This is a genomic window from Embleya scabrispora, from assembly GCF_002024165.1.
GTDB classification, from domain to species: domain Bacteria; phylum Actinomycetota; class Actinomycetes; order Streptomycetales; family Streptomycetaceae; genus Embleya; species Embleya scabrispora_A.
In genome coordinates, this window is sequence record NZ_MWQN01000001.1 from 6,397,364 (window position 1) to 6,420,889 (window position 23,526).

General features: G+C 70.2%; 20 protein-coding genes. 14 read left to right on the plus strand and 6 right to left on the minus strand.

What is annotated here, in order from left to right; all coding sequences use genetic code 11:
* Nucleotides 1–413: 413 nt before the first annotated feature.
* The 3 genes from B4N89_RS28200 to metH all read right to left on the minus strand — a co-directional run bounded on the left by B4N89_RS28200 (nucleotide 414) and on the right by metH (nucleotide 5,645).
* Entirely contained in the window at nucleotides 414–1,118 is a 705-nt protein-coding gene (locus B4N89_RS28200) for an HAD family hydrolase (RefSeq protein WP_078978584.1), read from the minus strand.
* Between the two features lie 128 nt (nucleotides 1,119–1,246).
* Entirely contained in the window at nucleotides 1,247–2,095 is an 849-nt protein-coding gene (locus tag B4N89_RS28205) for a putative RNA methyltransferase (RefSeq protein ID WP_078978585.1), read from the minus strand.
* A gap of 73 nt (nucleotides 2,096–2,168) precedes the next feature.
* Nucleotides 2,169–5,645 (minus strand): methionine synthase, encoded by a 3,477-nt coding sequence (gene metH / locus B4N89_RS28210; RefSeq protein WP_078978586.1) that lies wholly within the window; start codon nucleotides 5,643–5,645, stop codon nucleotides 2,169–2,171.
* 348 nt (nucleotides 5,646–5,993) lie between these two features.
* On the opposite strand from metH, the gene B4N89_RS28215 reads away from it, so the two are divergent.
* Complete coding sequence (locus B4N89_RS28215; protein WP_078978587.1) at nucleotides 5,994–6,845, plus strand: PAC2 family protein; 852 nt, start codon at nucleotides 5,994–5,996, stop codon at nucleotides 6,843–6,845.
* 617 nt (nucleotides 6,846–7,462) lie between these two features.
* Here the strand turns inward: B4N89_RS28215 and B4N89_RS28220 are convergent.
* The gene (locus tag B4N89_RS28220) at nucleotides 7,463–8,605 is read right to left on the minus strand and encodes a M50 family metallopeptidase (protein ID WP_101897199.1); all 1,143 of its coding nucleotides are present in this window, start codon (nucleotides 8,603–8,605) and stop codon (nucleotides 7,463–7,465) included.
* Nucleotides 8,606–8,733: 128 nt separating this feature from the next.
* Between B4N89_RS28220 and B4N89_RS28225 the strand changes: the two genes are divergently transcribed.
* Both B4N89_RS28225 and B4N89_RS28230 read left to right on the plus strand, forming a co-directional pair.
* Complete coding sequence (locus tag B4N89_RS28225; RefSeq protein ID WP_078978589.1) at nucleotides 8,734–9,642, plus strand: tRNA (adenine-N1)-methyltransferase; 909 nt, start codon at nucleotides 8,734–8,736, stop codon at nucleotides 9,640–9,642.
* 99 nt (nucleotides 9,643–9,741) lie between these two features.
* Nucleotides 9,742–10,500 carry a hypothetical protein gene (locus B4N89_RS28230; protein ID WP_078978590.1) on the plus strand — a complete coding sequence of 253 codons (759 nt, stop codon included), beginning with the start codon at nucleotides 9,742–9,744 and terminating at the stop codon, nucleotides 10,498–10,500.
* A gap of 33 nt (nucleotides 10,501–10,533) precedes the next feature.
* Here the strand turns inward: B4N89_RS28230 and B4N89_RS28235 are convergent, their stop codons facing one another.
* A complete protein-coding gene (locus tag B4N89_RS28235) occupies nucleotides 10,534–10,821 on the minus strand; it encodes a ferredoxin (protein ID WP_078978591.1) in 288 nt (95 codons plus the stop codon).
* Nucleotides 10,822–11,045: 224 nt separating this feature from the next.
* Here B4N89_RS28235 and arc point away from each other — a divergent pair, with 224 nt between their 5' ends.
* From arc to prcA, 6 genes are all read left to right on the plus strand, one after another.
* Complete coding sequence (gene arc / locus B4N89_RS28240) at nucleotides 11,046–12,812, plus strand: proteasome ATPase (RefSeq protein WP_078978592.1); 1,767 nt, start codon at nucleotides 11,046–11,048, stop codon at nucleotides 12,810–12,812.
* 220 nt (nucleotides 12,813–13,032) lie between these two features.
* Nucleotides 13,033–14,538 carry a depupylase/deamidase Dop gene (gene dop, locus B4N89_RS28245; RefSeq protein WP_078978593.1) on the plus strand — a complete coding sequence of 502 codons (1,506 nt, stop codon included), beginning with the start codon at nucleotides 13,033–13,035 and terminating at the stop codon, nucleotides 14,536–14,538.
* A gap of 175 nt (nucleotides 14,539–14,713) precedes the next feature.
* Nucleotides 14,714–14,923: a ubiquitin-like protein Pup gene (locus B4N89_RS28250; RefSeq protein ID WP_078978594.1), complete on the plus strand. Its 210-nt coding sequence runs from the start codon at nucleotides 14,714–14,716 to the stop codon at nucleotides 14,921–14,923.
* A gap of 6 nt (nucleotides 14,924–14,929) precedes the next feature.
* The gene (locus B4N89_RS28255) at nucleotides 14,930–15,535 is read left to right on the plus strand and encodes an endonuclease VII domain-containing protein (RefSeq protein WP_078978595.1); all 606 of its coding nucleotides are present in this window, start codon (nucleotides 14,930–14,932) and stop codon (nucleotides 15,533–15,535) included.
* On the plus strand, nucleotides 15,487–16,332 hold the full coding sequence (gene prcB / locus B4N89_RS28260; protein ID WP_078978596.1) for a proteasome subunit beta: 846 nt from the start codon (nucleotides 15,487–15,489) through the stop codon (nucleotides 16,330–16,332). Before B4N89_RS28255 ends, prcB begins: the two co-directional genes overlap by 49 nt.
* 64 nt (nucleotides 16,333–16,396) lie before the next feature.
* Nucleotides 16,397–17,176, plus strand: a complete 780-nt coding sequence (gene prcA / locus B4N89_RS28265; protein WP_078978597.1) for a proteasome subunit alpha — start codon at nucleotides 16,397–16,399, stop codon at nucleotides 17,174–17,176.
* A gap of 111 nt (nucleotides 17,177–17,287) precedes the next feature.
* Here the strand turns inward: prcA and B4N89_RS28270 are convergent, their stop codons facing one another.
* On the minus strand, nucleotides 17,288–18,310 hold the full coding sequence (locus B4N89_RS28270) for a LacI family DNA-binding transcriptional regulator (protein WP_078979693.1): 1,023 nt from the start codon (nucleotides 18,308–18,310) through the stop codon (nucleotides 17,288–17,290).
* Nucleotides 18,311–18,455: 145 nt separating this feature from the next.
* Between B4N89_RS28270 and B4N89_RS28275 the strand changes: the two genes are divergently transcribed.
* The 5 genes from B4N89_RS28275 (at nucleotide 18,456) to B4N89_RS28295 (ending at nucleotide 23,469) form a co-directional block, all read left to right on the plus strand.
* Complete coding sequence (locus tag B4N89_RS28275) at nucleotides 18,456–19,730, plus strand: MFS transporter (RefSeq protein ID WP_201260921.1); 1,275 nt, start codon at nucleotides 18,456–18,458, stop codon at nucleotides 19,728–19,730.
* 9 nt (nucleotides 19,731–19,739) lie between these two features.
* Nucleotides 19,740–21,101, plus strand: coding sequence for a Pup--protein ligase (pafA, locus tag B4N89_RS28280; RefSeq protein WP_078978599.1), 1,362 nt, complete (start codon nucleotides 19,740–19,742; stop codon nucleotides 21,099–21,101).
* A gap of 80 nt (nucleotides 21,102–21,181) precedes the next feature.
* Nucleotides 21,182–22,018: an ABC transporter ATP-binding protein gene (locus B4N89_RS28285; RefSeq protein ID WP_235618825.1), complete on the plus strand. Its 837-nt coding sequence runs from the start codon at nucleotides 21,182–21,184 to the stop codon at nucleotides 22,016–22,018.
* Between the two features lie 179 nt (nucleotides 22,019–22,197).
* Nucleotides 22,198–23,010, plus strand: coding sequence for an FKBP-type peptidyl-prolyl cis-trans isomerase (locus B4N89_RS28290; RefSeq protein ID WP_078978600.1), 813 nt, complete (start codon nucleotides 22,198–22,200; stop codon nucleotides 23,008–23,010).
* Nucleotides 23,011–23,091: 81 nt separating this feature from the next.
* Nucleotides 23,092–23,469: an FKBP-type peptidyl-prolyl cis-trans isomerase gene (locus B4N89_RS28295; RefSeq protein WP_078978601.1), complete on the plus strand. Its 378-nt coding sequence runs from the start codon at nucleotides 23,092–23,094 to the stop codon at nucleotides 23,467–23,469.
* Nucleotides 23,470–23,526: the final 57 nt, after the last annotated feature.

Genomic DNA, 23,526 nt, shown 5'->3' on the forward strand with positions numbered 1-23,526 from the left:
CCGATCGCGAACACTGGACATCACACGGGGAACCCGGCAACGGGAACCACGGGCAGTACTACGGGGGTAGTACTACGGGGGTCCGATTCCTTCGGGGATCGGGCGGAGCACGACCGGGAGGCCTCTCGGCGGTCACGGGGACGGGGGAAACCGCCGCCGGGAGGTCGACAGGACCGACGGGGAACTGCGGGTCGGAGCACGGGGGCTCCGATTCGGGGGAGCACGGGAACCGCGATTCGGGGGAATCGCGGGGACCGGACCCGGGAGTAGGGCAACCGCGGTTCGGGGGAACCGCGGGGAACCGGGAAACAGTACGGGGGCAACACGGGGATGTGGGAGCGGGCGGGCCTTCGGGCCCGCCCGCTCCCACCTGTTTGCGGGTGTGCCGGCCGCGGGCGCGGCGGCGCCGCCCGTCAGCGGGCGACGCGGGCCCGGGCCAGGTCGCGCAGATACGCGAGGTCGACCTCTTCGAGGGAGCCGACCACGGTGCGCGTGGGCGCGGGCGGGATGGGCGTCATGCTCGGCACGGCCAGCACGGCACACCCGGCGGCCTCGCCGGCGGCGATCCCGGTGGGCGAGTCCTCGACGACCACGCAGGCCCAGGGTTCGGCGTCGAGCCGGCGGGCCGCGGTCAGGTACGGGTCGGGGTGCGGCTTGGTGCGCGCGATCTCGTCGCCGGCGAGGGTGAGGCGGAAGTGGTGCGCGCCGATCGAGGGCAGTACGGCGTCCACGATCACCCGCTGCGAGGCGGTGACGAGCGCGCACGGCACGCCCGCGTCGTCGACCTCGGCGAGCAGTCGTTTGGCGCCGGGCCGCAGGTCGACGCCGTCGCGCAGGCGGCGCACCATGTCGGCGTTGATCCGCTGCTCCAGTTCGCCGGGCGCCACCTCCAGGCCGGAGACCGAGATCAGGTAGGCGACCGCGCGCTCCATGGGGCTGCCGAGCAGGTGCTCGGCGTGTTGCGCGGTGAGCGTGAAGCCGAGGTCGGCCATCACCGCGGTCTCGGTGGCGAACCAGTGGCGTTCGGTGTCGACCAGGGTGCCGTCCATGTCGAACAGGACGGCTTGGAGGCCGTGGCCCGGGCGGGCTCCGGTGGTGGTCGTCAGCGCTGCCGTCATCGGGTGGCCGCCTCTCCGCCGGTTCGCGGCGTGGTGCTGTGGATGGGGTGGGGAAATCTCCTCACGCGGGTTCTCCAGGGGTCGGATCCGCCGGTTGGCTCCGGCGGGTCCTCGATTGTGCGGCGTCGTCAGGCATTGGGCAACCGCCGAACGGGGTCGTATGCGGAAACGGTGATCGAAGCGGTCACGACCTGCGGGTTCGCCAGTGCGGCGAGCCGGGTGCGCAGGCGCTCGGGGTCGGTGTGCCAGGCGCTGGGGCCCATCGCGACCACGGTGGCGATCGCGGCGTGATCCAGCGTCATGGGGTAGGTCAGGGTCCGCCGGGCGCGCACGGTGAACCAGGGGGCGAGTTTGGCGTCGATCCGCTCCTGCTTGTCCGCGTCGACGCGCAGCAGGTCGAGGGCGGGGACGAGTTCGCCCAGGTGTCCGGGGGCGGGGGCGGCGACGATCAGGGCGCCCTCGGGATCGAGGACGCGGTGCAACTCGGGCGGGTTGCGCGGGGCGAACACGTTGAGTACCCGGGCGGCGACGCCGTCGCGCACCGGCAGCGGGCGCCAGGCGTCGCAGACGGCCGCGCCCATGCGGGGGTGGGCGCGGGCGGCGCGGCGCAGCGCGTATTTGGAGATGTCCAGGGCCAGCCCGTGGCGGTCAGGCAGCGCGTCGAGGACACGCGCGAGGTGGTGTCCGGTGCCGGCGCCGACGTCGACGAGGACGCCGGGCGGCGCGTCGGCGCAGGCGGCGGCGAGCGCGTCGCCGAGCCGGTCGTAGTGGCCGGCGCCGAGGAAGTCGACCCGGGCGGCGACCATCGCTGCGGTGTCGGCGGTGCCGGTCGGCCCGGCGCCGGTGAGCAGGTTGACGTAGCCCTGGCGGGCGATGTCGAAGGTGTGCCCGGCGGCGCAGCGCAGGCCGGTGTCTTCCCCCGCCAGGTCGGCGCCGCAGTGCGGGCAGGCGAGGGTTCGCAGGACGTCGCCGAGCATGTGCCTCGTTCGGGCCGCCGGTCCCGGCCGGGGCGGACGGCGCCCCGGTCCGGGACCGGTGTGGACGGGTGGGTCAGCGGGCGTTGAAGTAGTTCGCCTCGGGGTGGTGGAGCACGATGGCGTCGGTGGACTGTTCGGGGTGCAGCTGGAACTCCTCGGACAGTTCGACGCCGATGCGCTCGGGCCCCAGCAACGCGGTGATCTTGGCCCGGTCCTCGAGATCGGGGCAGGCGCCGTAGCCGAGCGAGAAGCGGGCGCCGCGGTAGTGCAGCTTGAGCATGCCGTCGAGGTCGGCGGGATCCTCGCCGGCGAAGCCGAGTTCGGCGCGCACACGCGCGTGCCAGTATTCGGCCAGGGCCTCGGCGAGTTGTACGGACAGCCCGTGCAGTTCGAGGTAGTCGCGGTAGGAGTTCTCCGCGAACAGCTCCGCGGTGGCGCCGGACAGGCGCGGGCCCATCGTGGCGATCTGGAAGCCGACCACGTCGATCTCGCCGGACTCCTCCGGGCGGAAGAAGTCGGCCAGGCACAGGTGCCGGTCGCGGCGCTGGCGCGGGAAGGTGAAGCGGGTGCGCTCGTTGCCGGCGTCGTCGAGCACGATCAGATCGTCGCCCTTGGACACGCACGGGAAGTAGCCGTAGACCACGCCCGCGTCGAGGAGGTTGTCGGTGACGATGCGGTCGAGCCAGTAGCGCAGGCGCGGGCGGCCCTCGGTCTCGACGAGTTCCTCGTAGGAGGGCCCGTCGCCGCCGCGCGTGGGCTTGAGGCCCCACTGGCCCATGAAGGTGGCGCGCTCGTCCAGCCAGGACGCGTAGTCGTTCAACTGGATGCCCTTGACCACGCGGTCGCCCCAGAACGGCGGGGTGGGCACGGGGTTGTCGATCGCCACGTCGGAGCGCGCCGGCATCTCCTCGGGCTCGGTCTCGATCACCTTGGCCGCGGCGACCTTGCGCCGGCGCAGCGCGGGCAGCTCCACCCCGGGCACGCCGCGCTTGACACCCATCAGCGCGTCCATCAGGCGCAGGCCCTCGAAGGCGTCGCGGGCGTAGCGGACCTCGCCGGCGTAGATGTCGTACAGGTCCTCTTCGACGTAGGCGCGGGTCAGGGCGGCGCCGCCGAGGATGACGGGGTAACCGGCGGCCAGGCCGCGGGTGTTCAGCTCCTGGAGGTTTTCCTTCATGATCACGGTGGACTTGACCAGCAGACCGGACATCCCGATCACGTCGGCGCGGTGTTCCTCGGCGGCGTCGAGGATGGCGGACACCGGCTGCTTGATGCCGATGTTGACCACGTTGTAGCCGTTGTTGGACAGGATGATGTCGACGAGGTTCTTGCCGATGTCGTGCACGTCGCCCTTGACGGTGGCGAGCACGATGGTGCCCTTGCCGTCCTCGCCCTCGACCTTTTCGATGTGCGGTTCCAGATGCGCGACGGCGGACTTCATCACCTCGGCGGACTGGAGCACGAACGGCAGCTGCATCTGGCCGGAGCCGAACAGCTCGCCGACGACCTTCATGCCGGCCAGGAGGGTGTCGTTGATGATCACCAGCGCGCTGCGCTCGCGCAGCGCCTCGTCGAGGTCCTCCTCGAGGCCGGCGCGCTCGCCGTCGATGATCCGCCGCTCCAGGCGTTCGTTCAGCGGCAGCGCGGCCAACTCCTGGGCGCGGGTGGCGCGCACCGACTTGGCGTCGACGCCGGCGAACAGCTCCAGGAAGCGCTGGAGCGGGTCGTAGCCCTCGCGCCGGCGGTCGTAGACCATGTCGAGGGCGACCTCGCGCTGCTCCTCGGGGATGCGCGCCATCGGCAGGATCTTGCTGGCGTGCACGATCGCCGAGTCGAGGCCGGCTTCGATGCACTCGTTGAGGAAGACCGAGTTGAGCACGATGCGCGCGGCCGGGTTGAGGCCGAAGGAGACGTTGGACAGGCCGAGAGTGGTCTGCACCTCGGGGTGGCGGCGCTTGATCTCGCGGATCGCCTCGATGGTCTCGATGCCGTCGCGGCGGGTCTCCTCCTGGCCCGTGCCGATGGGGAAGGTGAGCGCGTCGATGATGATGTCGGAGACCTTGATCCCCCACTCCTCGGTGAGGGCGGTGATCAGCCGCTCGGCGACGCGGACCTTCCATTCGGCGGTACGGGCCTGGCCCTCCTCGTCGATGGTCAGCGCGACCACGGCCGCGCCGTGCTCCTTGACCAGCGGCATGATGCGCCGGAAGCGGGAGGTGGGCCCGTCGCCGTCCTCGTAGTTGACCGAGTTGACCACGGCGCGGCCGCCGAGCAGTTCGAGGCCGGCTTCGAGCACCTCGGGCTCGGTGGAGTCGAGCATGATCGGCAGGGTGGAGGCGGTGGCGAGACGGCCGGCGAGTTCGCGCATGTCGGCGACGCCGTCGCGGCCGACGTAGTCGATGTTGAGGTCGAGCATGTGCGCGCCGTCGCGGGTCTGGTCGCGGGCGATGTCGAGGCAGTCGTCGTAGCGGCCTTCGAGCATGGCCTCGCGGAACGCCTTGGAGCCGTTGGCGTTGGTGCGCTCGCCGATGGACAGGTACGACAGGTCCTGGCGGAAGGGCACCGACTGGTACAGCGACGCGGCGGCGGGCTCGTGGCGGGGGTTGCGCGGGGTCAGCTCGCGCCCGTGCACCCGCTCGACCACGGCCTTCAGGTGCGCGGGGGTGGTGCCGCAGCAGCCGCCGACCAGGGCCAGGCCGTAGTCGCGGGTGAACGTGTCGTGCGCGTCGGCCAGTTCGTCGGGGCTGAGCGGGTAGTGCGCGCCGTCCTTGGTCAGGATCGGCAGGCCCGCGTTGGGCATCGCGGTGACCCCGATGCCGGCGTGCTTGGACAGGTGGCGCAGGTGCTCGCTCATCTCGACCGGGCCGGTGGCGCAGTTGAGGCCGATGAAGTCGATGCCCAGCGGCTCCAGCGCGGTGAGCGCGGCGCCGATCTCGGAGCCCATCAGCATGGCGCCGGTGGTCTCGACGGTGACCTGGGCGAAGATCGGCAGGTCGACGCCCGCCTTCTTCAGGGCGCGCTGGGCGCCGATGATGGACGCCTTGGTCTGCAGCAGGTCCTGGCTGGTCTCGATGAGCAGGGCGTGCGCGCCGCCGTCGATCAGGCCTGCGGCGTTGACCTCGAACGCGTCGCGCAGCGTGGCGAAGGGCACGTGGCCCAGGCTGGGCAGCTTGGTGCCGGGGCCGATCGAGCCGAGCACCCAGCGGGGGCGGTCGGGCGTGGTGTAGCCGTCGGCGACTTCGCGGGCGATCCGGGCGCCGGCTTCGGCGAGTTCGTAGATCCGGTCCTGGATGTCGTACTCGCCCAGGTTGCCGAGGTTGGCGCCGAAGGTGTTGGTTTCGACGCAGTCCACGCCGACGTCGAAGTATTCCTTGTGCACGTTGCGCACGATGTCGGGTCGGGTGACGTTCAGGACCTCGTTGCAGCCTTCGTGGCCCTGGAAATCGTCCAGGCTGGGATCCTGGGCCTGGAGCATGGTTCCCATCGCTCCATCGGCGACGACGACGCGGGTGGCGAGTGCTTCGCGAAGCTGCTGCGGGGTTGCTGTCATGAGAATGCGTCTCCGATGGGTGCGACGGCTGTCGGCTTGCCCGGTGCCGTCGTGACGGCTCGGGCCAGAGCGCCAGCTTAATGCGATCCTCGCCGGGAGCTCGATGGCGCGCGGGTGACGTGTCCCACTGGTCACCGTGTGGTCACGCACGTTTACCGCGCCGTTCGAGGTGCGTTGGCCGTGTGGCCGCCGGACGGGGCGCCGATTTCACTGTGGGCGAAGTCGGCGCCGGCGGGTCTGGTCGCGGGTGCCGCAACCCGTAATGTGGGGACCGTACAGCTCTCGCGGTCCCGGAGTACGGTCGGCCGCGGCGCACGGATCCCGGCCCCGGCCGGAAGGAGGCACTGGGTGATCGAGCTCGACGACCTGCCCGAGCTGATCGACCCCGTCATGGTGGCCGCGTTCGAGGGCTGGAACGACGCCGGCGACGCCGCTTCCGCCGCGATCGAGCACCTGGACCGGGTCTGGAAGGGCGAGGTGTTCGCGGCCCTGGACGCCGAGGACTACTACGACTTCCAGGTGAACCGGCCGACGATATGGCTCGACGGCGACACCCGGCGGATCACCTGGCCCACCACGCGGCTGTCGGTGGTCCGGCTGACCGAGCCGCGCCGTGACCTGGTGCTGGTGCACGGGATAGAGCCGAACCTGCGCTGGCGCTCGTTCTGCAACGAACTGCTGGGCTTCGCGCACGAGTTGGGCGTGGAGACGGTGGTGGTGCTCGGTGCGATGCTGGGCGACGCGCCGCACTCGCGGCCCGTCCCGGTCAACGGGACGACCTCCGACCCTGTGGTGGCGCGCAACGTGGGGCTGGAGCAGTCGCGGTACGAGGGGCCGACCGGGATCGTGGGCGTGTTCCAGGAGGCGTGCGCGCACGCGGGCATGCCGGCGCTGACGTTCTGGGCCTCGGTTCCGCACTACGTGGCGCAGCCGCCGTCGCCGAAGGCCACACTGGCGCTGCTGCGGCGGCTGGAGGACTTCCTCGACGTCAACGTGCCGATGGGCGAACTCGCGGAGGACGCGCGGGCGTGGCAGGTGGGCGTGGACCAACTCGCGGCCGAGGACACCGAGGTGGCCGACTACGTGCGGTCGCTGGAGGCGGCGCGGGACACCGAGGATCTGCCGGAGGCGTCGGGCGATGCGATCGCGGCGGAGTTCGAGCGGTATCTGAAGCGCAAGGGTGACCACCCGGAGGGGTGAAAGGCTCGCGGCCACATGGCCCCGATGGGGCTGGGACGGTGGCCCGGTGCGCCCGGCGCCGGCGGCGCGGGTCGATGGCCGGCCCCCGGCCCGGTTGCCCTCAAACGCCGGACGGGCTGGATGGCCCCGGGTCGCCCCGGGGGCCGGGCTGCGCCCCGCCTTGTCCTCAAGCGCCGGACGGGCTGGATGGGCCCGCGTTGCCCCGGGGCCGGGCTGCGCCCCGCTTTGTCCTCAAGCGCCGGACGGGCTGGGTTGGGCCGGCCTCCGGCCCGGTTGTCCTCAAACGCCGGACAGGCTGAAACGGGCCTGGGTCGCCCCCGGGGCCGGGCTGCGCCCCGCTTTGTCCTCAAGCGCCGGACGGGCTGGGTTGGGCCGGCCTCCGGCCCGGTTGTCCTCAAACGCCGGACAGGCTGAAACGGGCCTGGGTCGCCCCCGAGGCCGGGCTGCGCCCCGCCTTGTCCTCAAACGCCGGACGGGCTGACAAGGGCCCGGGGTGCGCCTCGCCTTTTCCTCGAGCGCCGGACAAGCTGGGGTTCGGTTGTTGTTGGGGGCCGGGCGTTGGGTGTGCTCGTGTCGCGGGGGGCCTGTGGGGCTGGGGATCCGGTGGTGGCGGGCGTTCAGGCGCGCATCATGGCCACGAACGCGTGCTCCACGTCCGTCCGGGCCAGGACTCCGTACACCCGCCCATCCGGCTCCACGACCAGATACTCGCTCGCGGGAGCGCCCCGCATCGCCACCAACAACTCCTCACCCGCCAGATCCGCCGGCACCCGCATCCCCTCGGCCAGATCCCGCGCCAACGCCCCCACCGCCACCCACGGCCGGCGATGCTCCGGCGTCGCCAACACCGCCGCCTCGCGCACCAGCGCGACCGGATCCCCGCCCCCGTCCACCACGACCAGCCCCCGCGCCCCCTCCTCGTGCGCCCGCCGCAGCGCCTCCGCCAACGGCACGCTCGCCGCCACCGGAATCGCCCGCCGCGTCAACACCCGCACCCGCAACTGCGGCAACCGCTCGCGCAACCGCTCCGCCCGCAGCGACTGCACCGCCCCCGCCCACATGAAACCGGCCACCAACGCGCCGAAGATCATCGTGTACGTACGCGCGCCCGCATCCGCCCCCAACGACCACGTCACCGCGGCGACCAGCACCACCACCGCCAGCACCCGCCCCGCCCACGACGCCGCGATCGTGCCCGCCAACGGCCGCCCGCTGACCCGCCACACCACCGCCCGCAACATCCGGCCACCGTCCAACGGCAGCCCCGGCAGCAGATTGAACGCCGCCACCAGCAGATTGGACACCGCCAACAACGCGATCATCCGCCCCGCCAACGTATCCACGTGCAACGCCAGGCCGATGACCCAGAACCCGCCGCCCAGCACCAACGACAACGCCGGCCCCGCCGCCGACACCAGGAACTCGTGCCGCGCCGTCTCCGGCTTGTCGATCTCCGACACCCCGCCCAGGAACTGGATCGTGATCCGCCGCACCGGCAGACCGAGCCGCAGCGCCGTCACCGCGTGCGCCAACTCGTGCACCAGCACCGACAGGTACAACAACACCGCGAAGCCGAACGACAACACGAACCGCCACGGCCCCAGATCCGGGAACAGACTCTCGAACGTCGGCGCGAACAACACGGTGATCACCGCCGCGATCACGAACCACGTCGGCGCCACATAGACCGGCACCCCGAACGGGCGCCCCATGAGCAGGCCACGCCTCGGCTCCCGGCGCGGAGCCTCGTCCTGCCGCACCCGGCGTCCCTGCGGCCTGCTCGAATCAGTCACGGTCAAGATGCTATGCAACCGAGCCCCGGTTCGACCCCCATGGGCCCCGGACCCACGCGTCGGAGCGTCGCCGCCGACCGACTAGGCTGACCCCCATGTCCGAACCGACCGGTACCGCGCGCAGGCGCGGACCCTTCCAGGTCGGGGACCAGGTTCAGCTGACCGATCCCAAGGGCCGCCACCACACCTTCACCCTCGAAGCGGGCAAGGCGTTCCACACCCACAAGGGCTCGTTTCAACACGACGCGCTGATCGGCGCCCCCGAAGGAACCGTCGTACGGTCCACCGGGAACACCGACTACCTCGCGCTGCGACCTCTGCTCCCCGACTTCGTCCTGTCCATGCCCCGCGGCGCCGCGGTGATCTACCCCAAGGACGCCGGCCAGATCCTCGCGATGGCCGACATCTTCGCCGGCGCCCGCGTCGTCGAGGCCGGCGTCGGCTCCGGGGCGCTGAGCACCTTCCTGCTCCGCGCCATCGGCGACAGCGGGCAGCTCGCCTCCTACGAACGCCGACAGGACTTCGCGGACATCGCCCGCAAGAACGTCGAACGCTACTTCGGCGCCCCCCACCCCGCGTGGAAGCTGACCGTCGGCGACCTCCAGGACAACCTCGTCGAGACCGACGTCGACCGCGTCATCCTCGACATGCTCGCGCCCTGGGAATGCCTCGACGCGGTCTACAAGGCGCTCGCCCCCGGCGGCCTGGTGTGCTGCTACGTGGCCACCACCACGCAGCTCTCGCGCACCGTGGAGACCATGCGGGTGATGAACTGCTTCACCGAACCGCAGCCGTTCGAGTCGATGGTGCGCTCCTGGCACGTCGAGGGCCTCGCGGTGCGCCCCGACCACCGGATGATCGGGCACACCGGCTTCCTGGTCACCGCCCGCCGGTTGGCCGACGGGGTCGAGCCGCCGCTGCGCCGGCGCCGCCCGTCCAAGGGCTCCTACGGCGACGACTACGCCGGCCCCGGCGCGGAGGCGGGCGACCCGGCGGCATCCTGACCCGCCGTCAGCGATGCGTCGAACCGCCGGTAATGGTTGAGACAAGGCGGGCCGGAAACCCTGTACCGGGGCCCGGCCCGCCGCCTATCGTCATCCACCGTGGCGGACGATCACACCGAGAACCGGCCCGTGCGCGGCGACAGTCCCCGCGGGCTCGCGACCACCGACGGACCACCCGACACCCCGGTCCCCCCGCACCGCGAGATACCCGACGTGCGCAACGGCATCGCCTTCGCCGCCGCCGGCATCGTGTTCCTGTTCGTCGTCGCGACCGGCCTGGTCATCTGGGCCGCCGCGTCCCTCGACGGCGGCATACCCGGCGTCACCGCACCGGCCCGAGACCGCCCCAACCAGCAGGACCCCCCGGCCGCGCCGCGCACCCTCGAACCCACCCACGCCGGCACCACCACCGAGCAGGGGCGAAAACCGGCCGGCCCCTCCACCGAGACGGTGCAGGCCGCACCGCTCGCGGGCAACCGCCGACCCGCCGGCGGGCCGAGCGCCGCCGAACTCTCCGGACTCGCCCTCCCGCTCGACTGCCCCGGCGTGGGCACCCGCATCGAGAGCGTGCTGACCGACCCCGACGGGCCCACCGTGGTCCGCGTCACCTGCGCGGCCGGCTCCGGCAGCCCGCCCACCGCGCTGCTCGCCTACGCCTGGGACGCCGGTGCGCCGCGCCTGGTGGCCACCCTCCTCGGCACCGACGAGGGCCTGCTCGTCGACGACCTCACCCGCGCCGGCGACACGATCACCGCACAGGCGCAGGGCTGGTCCGCGCCCACCATCCCGCGCTGCTGCCCCGACACGAGCACGACACTGCGCTGGCGACTGACTCCACTGGGTGCCCAACGGATCTGACGCGTCACCAGACACGAGGCCACAAAGCGGAATTCAGGAGGCTTCCGGCCCGAATACCTCGACTCCGTCGGAAACACGACGCATGTGGATGCATTCCCCCGGACACTTGCGTGTGGCGTCGATCACGTCCACGAGCAGCGGCGCGGGCACCGGAACCACCGCGCCCGGCTCCGTGCGCAGCTCGTCGTCCGCGCCCTTGACGTACGCCAGCCCGTCGATGTCCAGCTCGAAGACCTCCCGCGCGTACTGGACGCAGATGCCGTCCCCGGTGCAGAGATCCTGATCGATCCAGACCTCGAGGGGTTCGTTTTCCGCGGACATACGGCCTCTCTCTTCACCGATTCGTACCGACACGCGACCAACAGACCCTACTCGCGCCTGCTTCCCGACGCGGTCGGGTGGGTATCTGATCCTCACAAGCGTGGGGGCAATCGCACGGGTGAAGATCGGACACGCCCGGACAGTCTTGCTGATCAAGGGGTTTCAACCCCTCCTGCCATAGGTAGGGTCGGAGACGTCGCAGCTCCCAGGAGGAGGTGAGGGCCGTGGCAGTCCACGACGACGACATGAACCGTGGTGGGAGGCCGGCTCGGGGTACGGACGACCTCGTAAGCCAGGTTTCTTTTCTAGAGCAGGAAGTCGCCGTCCTGCGTCGCAAGCTCGCCGACTCACCGCGCCAGAGCCGTTTGCTCGAGGAGCGGGTCGTCGATCTTCAGACGTCCTTGGCCGGCATGACCACACAAAACGAGCGACTGGTCGCGACCTTGCGAGAGGCCCGCGATCAGATCGTGGCCCTCAAGGAGGAAGTGGACCGACTCGCCCAACCCCCCTCGGGGTTCGGCGTGTTCCTACAGGCCAACGAGGACGGCACGGCCGACATCTTCACCGGCGGGCGCAAGCTGCGCGTGAACGTCAGCCCCAACATCGAGCCCGACGAACTCCGGCGTGGCCAAGAGGTCATGCTCAACGAGGCCATGAACGTCGTCGACGCCATGGAGTACGAGCTGATCGGCGACGTCGTGATGCTCAAGGAACTCCTCGAGGACGGCGAACGCGCCCTGGTCATCGGGCACACCGACGAGGAGCGCGTGGTGCGCCTCGCCGAGCCGCTGCTCGACGCCCCGCTGCGCGCGGGCGACTCGCTCCTGCTCGACTCCCGGTCGGGCTACGTGTACGAGCGCGTGCCCAAGAGCGAGGTCGAGGAACTGGTCCTCGAAGAGGTCCCGGACATCGACTACACCAAGATCGGCGGTCTGCGGAACCAGATCGAGATGATCCGCGACGCGGTGGAACTGCCCTACCTCCACCCCGACCTGTTCAAGGAACACGAGCTGCGCCCGCCCAAGGGCATCCTGCTCTACGGTCCGCCCGGCTGCGGCAAGACACTGATCGCCAAGGCCGTGGCCAACTCCCTCGCGAAGAAGGTCGCCGAGGCCCAGGGCAACGAACAGGGCAAGAGCTACTTCCTCAACATCAAGGGCCCCGAACTCCTCAACAAGTACGTCGGCGAGACCGAGCGGCACATCCGCCTGGTCTTCCAGCGGGCCCGCGAGAAGGCCAGCGAGGGCACCCCCGTCATCGTCTTCTTCGACGAGATGGACTCGCTCTTCCGCACCCGCGGCTCGGGCGTCAGCTCGGACGTGGAGAACACCATCGTCCCCCAGCTGCTGTCCGAGATCGACGGCGTGGAGGGCCTGGAAAACGTCATCGTCATCGGCGCCTCCAACCGCGAGGACATGATCGACCCGGCCATCCTGCGCCCGGGCCGACTCGACGTGAAGATCAAGATCGAGCGTCCCGACGCCGAGGCGGCCAAGGACATCTTCGCGAAGTACCTCAAGGTCTCGCTGCCGCTGCACGACGACGACCTGGCCGAACACGACGGCAACCGCGACTCCACGGTCACCGGGATGATCCAGGTCGCGGTGGAGCGGATGTACTCGGAGAACGAGGAGAACCGCTTCCTGGAGGTCACCTACGCCAACGGTGACAAGGAGACCCTGTACTTCAAGGACTTCAACTCCGGCGCGATGATCGAGAACATCGTGGGCCGCGCGAAGAAGATGGCGATCAAGGACTTCCTGGAGCACCGCCAAAAGGGCATCCGGGTGGCCCACCTGCTCGCCGCGTGCGTCGACGAGTTCAAGGAGAACGAGGACCTGCCCAACACCACCAACCCCGACGACTGGGCCCGGATCTCCGGCAAGAAGGGCGAGCGGATCGTCTACATCCGCACCCTGGTCTCGGGCAAGCAGGGCGACGAGGCCGGGCGCTCCATCGACACGGTGGCCAACACCGGTCAGTACCTCTGATCCCCATCGAGCATCGATTGACCACCGCCGCCGCGACCCGTGTTCCGGTCGAACACGGGTCGCGGCGCCGTGCCGGCACGACACTTCCGCACAGGGCAAAAGTTCCGGCCGTATCCCCAAGGCAATCCAACGGCAATAGGCTCGGCAGCATGACCAGGGTGTACCCCGACCACGGAGAGTGCGGGACGGGTACCGGCCGGGTGAGGGACGAGGGGGTCGCATGACCGTCCGGCGTGTGATGGGCATCGAAACCGAGTACGGGATCTCCGTACCCGGACATCCGAACGCCAACGCGATGTTGACGTCTTCCCAGATCGTGAACGCGTACGCCGCAGCGATGCAGCGGGCCCGCCGGGCCCGCTGGGACTTCGAGGAGGAGAATCCGCTGCGCGACGCGCGCGGGTTCGACCTGGCGCGCGAATTGGCCGACTCGAGCCAGCTGACCGACGAGGACGTCGGTCTGGCCAACGTGATCCTGACCAACGGCGCTCGGCTCTACGTCGACCACGCCCACCCGGAGTACAGCGCGCCCGAGACCACCAACCCACGCGACGCGGTGATCTGGGACAAGGCCGGCGAGCGGATCATGGCCGAGGCCGCACGGCGCGCCGGCGAGCTGCCCGGCGGGCAGCAGATCCTGCTCTACAAGAACAACACCGACAACAAGGGCGCGTCCTATGGCACGCATGAGAACTACCTCATGCAGCGCGCCACGCCGTTCGCGGACATCGTTCGGCACCTGACCCCGTTCTTCGTCTCCCGGCAGGTGATCTGCGGCGCGGGCCGGGTGGGGATCGGCCAGGACGGCTCCACGCACGGCTTCCAGATCAGCCAGCGCGCGGACTACTTCGAGGTCGAGGTCGGCCTGGAGACCACGCTCAAGCGGCCGATCATCAACACGCGCGACGAACCGCACGCGGACGCGGAGAAGTACCGGCGCCTGCACGTGATCATCGGCGATGCCAACCTGTCCGAGGTGTCCACCTACCTCAAGCTCGGCACCACCGCGCTGGTCCTGTCGATGATCGAGGACCGCTTCCTGGGCAACGACCTGACCGTCGACCAACCGGTGCGCACGCTGCACGAGGTCTCCCACGACCCGACCCTCAAACAGCTGATCACGCTGCGCAGCGGCCGGAAGCTGACCGCGATCCAGCTCCAGCTCGAATACCTCGAGTTGGCCCGGAAGTACGTCGAGAACCGGTTCGGCAAGGACGTCGACGCCGACACCACCGACGTGCTCGACCGCTGGGAGTCGGTGCTCGCCCGCCTGGAGACCGACCCGATGTCGCTGGCGCGCGAGCTGGACTGGGTGGCCAAGCTCCAACTCCTGGAGGGCTACCGGCAGCGGGACGCCCTCGACTGGGACGCGCCGAGGCTGCACCTGGTCGACCTCCAGTACGCCGACGTACGGCCCGACAAGGGGCTGTACAACAAGCTGGAGGACCGCTTCGAGCGGATCGCCGGCGAGGCCGAGGTGCAGCGCGCGGTGCATCTGCCGCCGGAGGACACCAGGGCCTACTTCCGCGGCCGGTGTCTGGAGCAGTACGCCGACGAGGTCGCGGCGGCCTCGTGGGACTCGGTGATCTTCGACGTCGCCGGTCACGACTCGCTCCAGCGCGTGCCCACCCTGGAGCCGCTGCGCGGGACGAAGGCCCACGTGAAGGACCTGCTCGACCGCTGCCGCACCGCCGAGGATCTGGTCCGCGCGCTTACGGGTGGGTGACCTCGCCCGTTCGCGGGAACAAAGCGAACGGACGGATAAATCGTGTTCCGGAACACCGGGCATCCGACACTCGTTGGCACTTACACCCCCGATCCTTCGGGATCGGGGGTGTGGATCCTCCGGGGAATGGATAAGCACCGGTTCAAGGAAATGATCTCAAGGTGGGGTGAGTGACATGGCCACTAAGGACAGCGGCGGTCAACAGCGCGCGACAAAGCGCTCGGAAGAGGTTGAGGAGACCACCGCCGAAGCCCAGTCCGACGTGCAGGAACGGCACGAAAAGTTGACGGATGACGTCGACGCGGTATTGGACGAAATCGACGAGGTGCTCGAGGAGAATGCCGAGGAATTTGTGCGCGGGTTTGTGCAGAAAGGTGGGGAATAGCACCAAATGTCCGATTTGAAATCGGGCAAGGAATGCCCTGATTGCAAGGCATGGAAGCCTGCTCAGGATTTCAGGCGCAGCGCAGGGAATCCTGACGGGCTTTCGTGGTATTGCCGCGAGTGCTTCCGCAGGCGGGATGCGGATTCGTACCGCGCCCGGCGGGAGCGTGCTGGATTCAAGGTGCGACCCAAAATCGACGTGCCGGATGGGCATAAACGCTGTCCGAAATGTGAAGAGATCAAACCGCATTCCGAATGGCATAAAAGTTCCCGACAATGGGACGGTTTGGCGGCGGCCTGTAAGGCCTGTCGTAAGGTCGAAAGTCGAGCCGGGCATCTCAAGCGCAAGTACGGCATGACCGAGGCGGATTATCGGGCCATGCTCGCCGAGCAAATGGGTGTATGTCCGATCTGTCAGTCCACCAGGCCCGAGCACGTCGATCATGATCACGAAACCGGTAGGGTCCGAGCCGTACTCTGCTTCAACTGCAATGCCGCACTGGGCATGTTCAAGGATCGACCCGACGCGTTGCGCCGGGCCGCAACCTATGTGGAAGGGATCGTGTGGAAGCCAACACTCGTGGCACCGGGCGTCTACCGGCTGCCTTCCTGACCCCCGGGTCGTCCTCGTTCGCCGAATTCCTCGACGCGTATCGGCCCGAGCTCTTGCCCGCGCGTAGGACGCCGCCGCTGCAGCCCGTGACGATCGAGGCGCCGCACGGTACGACGATCGTGACCGCGACGTTCGACGGCGGCGTGGTGATGGCCGGCGACCGGCGGGCCACGATGGGGAACCTGATCGCACAGCGGGACATCGAGAAGGTGTTCCCGGCCGACGAGTACTCGGTCGTGGGTATCGCCGGCACCGCCGGGCTCGCGGTCGAGATGGTCCGGCTGTTCCAGGTCGAACTCGAGCACTACGAGAAGATCGAGGGCACCACGCTCTCGCTGGAGGGCAAGGCCAACCGGCTGTCGCAGATGATCCGCGGCAACCTCGGCATGGCCATGCAGGGCCTCGCGGTGGTGCCGCTGTTCGCCGGCTTCGACGTGGACGGCGGAGTCGGGCGGATCTTCAGCTACGACGTCACCGGCGGCCGGTCGGAGGAGCACGGCTTCCACGCGGTGGGTTCGGGCTCGCTGTTCGCCCGGGGCGCGCTGAAGAAGCTGTACCGCTCCGGCCTGGACGCCGACGGCATCGTCCAGGTGTGCATCCAGGCGCTCTACGACGCGGCCGACGACGACTCGGCCACCGGTGGTCCCGACCTGACCCGGCGGATCTTCCCGGTGGTCACCCTGGTGACCGAGGACGGCATCCGCCGGCTCTCGTCCGATGAGGTCGGCGCCATCGTCCGGACCGTGGTGAACGCCCGTATGGACGCCCCGGACGGCCCGACCGCCCCGCTGACCTGACGTCGATGTCGACGACCCCACCAGCCGACCCTTCGCGACCGGCTTCGACGAAAAGGACTCCACGGTGACGACGCCCTTCTATGTGTCGCCGCAGCAGGCCATGGCGGACCGGGCCGACTATGCCCGCAAGGGCATCGCCCGGGGCCGCAGCGTGGTCGTGCTGACTTACGCGGACGGCATCCTGTTCGTGGCGGAGAACTACTCTCGCGCCCTGCACAAGATCAGTGAGATCTACGACCGCATCGCGTTCGCCGCGGTGGGCAAGTACAACGAGTTCGAGAACCTGCGGATCGGCGGCGTGCGCTACGCCGACATCCGGGGCTATTCGTACGCGCGCAACGACGTCACCGCCCGCGGCCTGGCGAACGTGTACGCGCAGACGCTGGGCACGATCTTCTCCAGCGGGGGGGAGAAGCCCTACGAGGTGGAACTGATCGTCGCCGAGGTGGGCGCCGCGCCCGAGGACGACCAGATCTATCGGCTCACCTACGACGGTTCGGTCGCCGACGAGCACAACTACGTGGCGATGGGCGGCAACGTCGAGCAGATCACCGACCAGCTCAAGCGCCGGCACCGCGAGGGGCTGTCGCTGGAGGAGGCGCTCAAGGTGGCGGTCGACGCCCTCTCGCGTGACGGTGTCGGGGAGAAGCGCTCCATCACGGCCTCGCAGCTGGAGGTCGCGACGCTGGATCGCACCAGGCCGCAGCAGCGCAAGTTCAAGCGTCTGGTGGGCGGTCAGCTGAACCGCCTGCTCGGCGAGGTCGAGCCGACCGGCGAGGCGGCGGCGGAGGAGGGGGCGGCCGAGGCCGCGCCGGAGACCGCTTCCGAGGCCGGCGAGGAGTAGCCGCGCGGCTTTTCCGCTGCCGGGCGCCCCGTCCGCCCGGATCCCGTCACAGGGCCCGTACACCGCCTCGGTGTGCGGGCCCTGACGCGTGTGGCCGGTGTCGGTGCGGGATCAGGCCGGCACCGGGCGCGCGGTGGAGCCGCGGATCACCAGTTCGCCGGGCAGGACCACGTCCGGGCCCGCGTCGCCGGTGTCGAGCAGGTCGAGGAGCGCGGTCATGCCGCGAGCGCCCAGTTCGACGGCGGGCAGCCGGAAGGTGGTCAGTTCGGGCTCGACCACGCGCGCGTAGCGCATGTCGTCGAAGCCGGTGACGGACAGGTCTTCGGGCACCCGCAGGCCCAGCGTGCGGGCGGCCTTGTAGGCGCCGGCCGCCTGGAGGTCGTCGTCGCAGACCAGCACGGTGGGTCGGGCGGGCGCGGCGAGCAGGCGCAGCGCCGCCTCGCGCCCGCCGCCCAGGGTCAGCGGGGCGCACGCCTCGGCGATCACCTCGGCGGGGCCGAGCGCGGCGCGGAAGGCCGCGTCGCGGGCCTCGAACGTCCAGGTCCGCACCGTGGCGCGCAGCCGGGCCACGCGCCGGTGGCCGAGGCCGACCACGTGCTCCGCGATCGTGCGCATGCCCTCGGCGACGTCGTGGTTGACCGTCGGCAGGCCGTGTCCGGGTTCGCTGTCGAGCATGACCAGGGGCAGGTGGCCGGTGCCGGGTCCGGCGGAGCGCAGCACGTCGAGCGGTTCGGCGGCCATCGAGGAGGCGAGTACGCCGTCGATGGCGGCGGGGGAGAAGGCGTTGGGGGCCAGGTCGGCGCCGTCGAGGGTGGGGTAGACGACGACGCCGAAGTCGCGTTCGGCCGCCACCCGGGCGGCGCCGCTGTGCACGGCGCCGAAGAACGGCGAGGTGAGCACCGGTACGACGAGCATCACGGTGCGGGTGCGGCCCAGGCGCAGTGACCGCGCCGAGGTGTTGGGCCGGTAGCCGAGGGCCGCGGCCGCGTCGCGCACGGTCTCGACGGTGGCGGGGGAGACCCGGCCGCGCCATTTGCCGGCGAGGACGAGGGACACGGTGGACTGCGACACGCGGGCGTGTCGGGCGACGTCCTTGCTGGTCGGGCGGCCGGCGGGGGGCGGGGGCGACGACACGGTGACCTCGGGCGGCAAAGTCGGGGCGGGGTGACGGGTTCGGGCCCGGCGGGGTGGCGGGGCGGGGTCCAGCCTAGAACGCGCTTGCCATGCGGCCGAGCGGGCGGGCACAGTGATACGGGATAGTCATACGTATGACTTCGGGATGAGCGGACGTGTCGGGTACGGCACGGGAGGGTGGTACCCGCGGATGCGGACCTATCTGGAACTGCTGCGCGTGCCCTACGCGGGGCGGCTGCTCGGCGGGACCCTGTTCGGGCGACTGCCCAACGGCATGGGCGCGTTGGCGGTGCTGCTGCTGGTGCGCGCGGACGGCGGCGGGTACGGCCTGGCGGGTGCGTTGTCCGCGGTGTACGGGCTGGCCGGTGCGGCGGGGCAGCCGGTGCTCGGGCGGTGGATGGACCGGCGCGGGCAGACCCGGGTGCTGATCGGTTCGGCGACGGTGTCCGCGCTGGCGTACGTCGTGTTCGCGCTGGTGGGCGCCCATCCGCTTCCCGTGGCGGTGGCGGCGGTCCTGGTGGCGGGCTTCACCACGCCGCCGCTGGAGGCCGGGCTGCGGGCGCTGTGGCCCTCGGTGCTCACCCCCGAGCGGGTGCAGGCGGCCTACGCGCTGGACGCGGCCGCCCAGGAGGTGCTGTTCACCGTGGGGCCGCTGATCGTGGTGGTCCTCGTACAGCTGGGCTCGGCGCAGCTGGCCGTCGTGTCGACCGGGCTGGTCGGTGTCGTGGGCACGCTGATCGTGGCCACCTCCCACCCGTCGCGGGTCTGGCGCGGCGAGCCGCACACGCCGCACTGGGCCGGGGCGCTGCGCTCGCCCGGGCTGCGCGTGGTGCTGCCCGCCTTCGCGCTGGCCGGGATCGCGCTGGGCGTGTTGAGCGTGGCGGCGGTGGCGTACGCCGACCGCGAGGGCTCGGACGCGCTGTCGGGGATGTTCCTGGCGGCGATGTCGTTCGGCGCGCTCCTGGGCGGTCTCGTGCACGGCGTACGGGCCTGGCGTACCCCGCCGGCCCGCCGGTTGTTGTGGTTCATGGGGTGGCTGACGGTGTGTTACCTGCCGCTGATCGTGGTGCCCGGGCCGTGGGTGATGATGCCGTTGGCGGTGTTGTCGGGGGTGTTCCTGGCGCCGGCGATCGCGTGCGTGTTCACGCTGATCGACGAGTTGGCGCCGCGCGGCACGGTGACCGAGGCGTTCGCGTGGCTGGTGGCCGCGATGGGCGCGGGTGCGGCGCTCGGCATGGCGCTGGCGGGCTGGGCCGGCGAAGTGGCCGGCGCGCGGGGTGCGTTCGCGGTCGCGGGGGTCGGCGCGGGGCTCGGATTGCTGGTATTGCTGGCCGGTCGGGGCCGGCTGATCCCAAACGTGATCCGGCTCGGAAAAACCGCCGACGCGGAGTTGTCCCGGAACGGCGCGTCGTCGGCGTAATGTTGCAGCATGGACCGCCGCATCTTCGGGCTGGAGAACGAGTACGGCGTCACCTGTACGTTCCGGGGGCAGCGCAGGCTCTCCCCGGACGAGGTGGCGCGGTACCTCTTCCGCCGAGTCGTTTCGTGGGGCCGAAGCAGCAATGTCTTCCTACGCAATGGGGCCCGGCTGTATCTGGACGTGGGCAGCCACCCCGAATACGCGACGCCCGAGTGCGACTCGGTGCCGGAACTTGTCGTGCACGACAAGGCCGGTGAGCGCATTCTCGAGGGTCTTCTCGTCGACGCCGAACGTCGGCTGCACGAAGAGGGCATCGCGGGTGACGTGTATCTCTTCAAGAACAACACCGATTCCGCCGGCAACTCCTACGGTTGCCACGAGAACTATTGTGTGGCGCGGCACGGGGAATTCTCCCGGCTCGCCGACGTGCTCATCCCGTTCCTGGTGACCCGTCAGATGTTGTGCGGCGCGGGCAAGGTGCTCCAGACGCCGCGCGGTGCGGTGTACTGCGTGAGTCAGCGCGCCGAACACATTTGGGAGGGCGTCAGTTCCGCCACGACCCGTTCCCGTCCGATAATCAACACGCGCGACGAACCGCATGCCGACGCCGAGCGCTATCGGCGGCTGCATGTCATCGTCGGCGACTCCAACATGGCCGAGCCCACCACGCTGCTCAAGGTCGGCTCGACCGACCTGGTGCTGCGGATGATCGAGGCCGGGATCGTCATGCGCGACCTGACCCTGGAGAACCCGATCCGGGCGATCCGCGAGGTCAGCCACGACATGACCGGCTCGCGCAAGGTGCGGCTGGCCAACGGCCGCGAGGCCAGCGCGTTGGACATCCAGCGCGAATACCTGACCAAGGCGCAGGAGTTCGCCGATCGCCGGGGCATCCGCACCGGCACGGTCGAGAAGGTGCTCGATCTGTGGGAGCGCACCCTCGAGGCGATCGACTCCGGCAATCTCGACCTGGTCGGGCGCGAGATCGACTGGGTGATCAAGTATCAGCTGATCGAGCGCTACCGGGCCAAGCACAACCTGCCCATGTCCTCGCCGCGGGTGGCGCAGATAGACCTCGCCTACCACGACATCCACCGGCGCCGAGGGCTCTACTACCTGATGGAGCGACGCGGACAGGTCGATCGGATCGGCAACGACCTGAAGATCTTCGAGGCGAAGTCGCTGCCGCCGCAGACCACTCGGGCGCGGCTGCGCGGCGAGTTCATCAAGAAGGCCCAGGAGCAGCGGCGCGACTTCACCGTCGACTGGGTGCACCTCAAGCTCAACGACCAGGCGCAGCGCACCGTGCTGTGCAAGGACCCCTTCCGGTCGGTGGACGACCGCGTGGAGAAGTTGATCGCCAGCATGTGAGCCGGCCGGCATGTGAGACGAGGCAGCCGCCCACCCCCTCCCGACGTCGGGAGGCGGTGGGCGGCCGGCATGCTGGATCGATGGTCGATACACCTGCATGGGACATCGCTCCGCCCGTCTTCGAGCTCGACGGGGTGGACGTGTGGGCGCACGGGCCCGCCGGGCGCACCGACATGCTCGTCGGCGTGGACTGGACGGTTCGCGAGGGCGAGCGCTGGGCGCTGCTGGGGCACAACGGCGCGGGCAAGAGCACGATCCTGGCGCTGGCCGGCGCGCTGCGCTTTCCGGGCAACGGCGCGGTGACGGTGCTGGGCAAGCGGCTCGGCAAGGTCGACGTGCGCGAGGTCCGGGCGCAGGTGGGGGCGGTCAACGCGGCGCTGCGGGTGCCCGAATACCTGACGGTGACCGACTACGTGCTCACCGGCGCGAGCGGCACGGTGCAGCCCCTGTACGGCAAGTACGGGCCGGCCGAACACGCCCGGGCGGCGGAGTTGATCGCGCTGCTCGGCCTGGAGCGGTTGGCGCGGCGCGAGATCGCGGTGTGTTCGCAGGGCGAGCGCGGCCGGGCCCGGATCGCCCGGGCGCTGATGCCCGATCCGAGGCTGCTGCTGCTCGACGAGCCGGCCAACGCGCTCGATCTGCCCAGCCGCGAGGAACTGCTCGAGGCGATCGACTCGCTGACGCGCGAATATCCGCGATTGACCCTGGTGATCGTGACCCACCACCTGGAGGAGTTGCCGACGGCGGTCTCCCACGCGTTGCTGCTGCGGCGCGGTGCGACGGTGGCCTCGGGGCCGGTGCGCGAGGTGATGACCGACGCCAACCTCAGTGAGTGCTTCGGGATTCCGCTGACGGTGCGCGCCGAGGACGGGCGCTGGGCGGCGCGGCTGCGCCGGCCGGGTCGCGAGGTCGCCTGAACGCGATTGTCGTCTTCACGTCGCCCTCACATCGGGACCCCATAGAGTGTCCCGGTCCTTGTCCATCTCAGCAGAGGAACATCGTGCGCCGTCTCGCTGCGCTCCTTCTGGTCCCCGCACTGGCCTTCACCGCGGTCGCGTGTGGCGATGACGACGGAGGAAAAACCGTTACACCCATCGTGACCGGTGCCTTCGGGCAGAAGCCGGACATCAAGATCCCCAAGGGGAAGTCCGGCGACAAGACGACGACCAAGATCCTCATCGAGGGCACCGGCGACGTGATCAAGGATAAGGATTACGTCGTCGCGGACACCGTCGGCAAGAACTGGGACGGCACGGACGCGGGCAACTCGTACGACACCAAGACCCCCGAGGTCTTCCAGGCGGGCAGCCAGGAGCTCCTGAAGGAGATCGGGCAGGGGATAATCGGCAAGAAGGTCGGCACCCGGATGCTCGTGGTGGTCCCGGCCAAGGTCACTCAGGAAAAGCAGGCCGTCGTGCTGATGCTGGACCTGAAGTCGACCAAGACGATCGACGGCAAGGCCGAGGCCAAGGGCGCCGCGGTGACCCCGCCGGCCGGTCTGCCGGTGGCGAAGGTCGAGTCGGGCAAGGCCGCGGAGATCTCCATCCCGCCGGGCACCACCGCGCCGACCAAGCTGGTCGTGCAGCCGCTGATCGAGGGCACCGGCCCGGTGGTCCAAAAGGGCCAGACGCTGGTGGCGCAGTACACCGGCGCGCTCTTCGACAAGGGCACCAAGTTCGACTCGTCGTGGGACCACGGCGGCGCGACCGCGTTCAAGATCGGTGTCGGCCAGGTCGTGCCAGGGTGGGACGAGGGTCTGGTGGGCCAGAAGGTCGGCAGCCGCGTCCTGCTGGTGCTGCCGGCGGACAAGGGCTACGGCGCCGAGGGCAAGCCGCCGACCATCCCGGCCAACTCGACGCTGGTGTTCGTCGTGGACATCGTCGACGCGCTGGGCGGTACGGCCGCCTGACGGCTCGGGCAGTGACCGAACCGGGCCGGTGGCCCGGTACGTTGGACCGGATTCAGCACTCGAACGGATACGGATACCGCAGTGAGCAAGCTTACGAAGCCCGAGATCGACTTCCCCGAGGGCGGCGTGCCCGCCGACCTGGAGATCACCGAGATCTGGGAGGGCGACGGCCCGGTGGCCCAGGCCGGCCAGGACGTCAGCGTGCACTACGTCGGCGTGTCGTTCTCCTCCGGTGAGGAGTTCGACGCGTCCTGGAACCGCGGTCGGCCGCTGGACTTCCGGCTCGGTGTCGGTCAGGTCATCGAGGGCTGGGACCGCGGCGTGCAGGGGATGAAGGTCGGGGGTCGGCGCAAGCTGGTCATTCCGGCGCACCTGGCGTACGGGGACCGCGGGGCGCCCGGGGCGATCGCGCCCGGCGAGACGCTGATCTTCGTGGTGGACCTGATGAACGTGCGCTAGCCGCACGGGTGGACGGCCCCGGTTCGCGCAGGCGCTGCGCGGGTCGGGGCCGTTTGC

Bases quoted from the DNA above. Each gene is read 5' to 3' on its own strand.
- B4N89_RS28205 (WP_078978585.1), bottom strand. From the start codon at position 2,095: ATGCTCGGCGACGTCCTGCGAACCCTCGCCTGCCCGCACTGCGGCGCC.
- dop (WP_078978593.1), top strand. From the start codon at position 13,033: ATGACCGTCCGGCGTGTGATGGGCATCGAAACCGAGTACGGGATCTCC.
- B4N89_RS28250 (WP_078978594.1), top strand. From the start codon at position 14,714: ATGGCCACTAAGGACAGCGGCGGTCAACAGCGCGCGACAAAGCGCTCG.
- pafA (WP_078978599.1), top strand. From the start codon at position 19,740: ATGGACCGCCGCATCTTCGGGCTGGAGAACGAGTACGGCGTCACCTGT.
- metH (WP_078978586.1), bottom strand. From the start codon at position 5,645: ATGACAGCAACCCCGCAGCAGCTTCGCGAAGCACTCGCCACCCGCGTC.
- B4N89_RS28200 (WP_078978584.1), bottom strand. From the start codon at position 1,118: ATGACGGCAGCGCTGACGACCACCACCGGAGCCCGCCCGGGCCACGGC.
- B4N89_RS28275 (WP_201260921.1), top strand. From the start codon at position 18,456: ATGAGCGGACGTGTCGGGTACGGCACGGGAGGGTGGTACCCGCGGATG.
- B4N89_RS28235 (WP_078978591.1), bottom strand. From the start codon at position 10,821: ATGTCCGCGGAAAACGAACCCCTCGAGGTCTGGATCGATCAGGATCTC.
- B4N89_RS28255 (WP_078978595.1), top strand. From the start codon at position 14,930: ATGTCCGATTTGAAATCGGGCAAGGAATGCCCTGATTGCAAGGCATGG.
- B4N89_RS28225 (WP_078978589.1), top strand. From the start codon at position 8,734: ATGTCCGAACCGACCGGTACCGCGCGCAGGCGCGGACCCTTCCAGGTC.
- B4N89_RS28285 (WP_235618825.1), top strand. From the start codon at position 21,182: ATGGTCGATACACCTGCATGGGACATCGCTCCGCCCGTCTTCGAGCTC.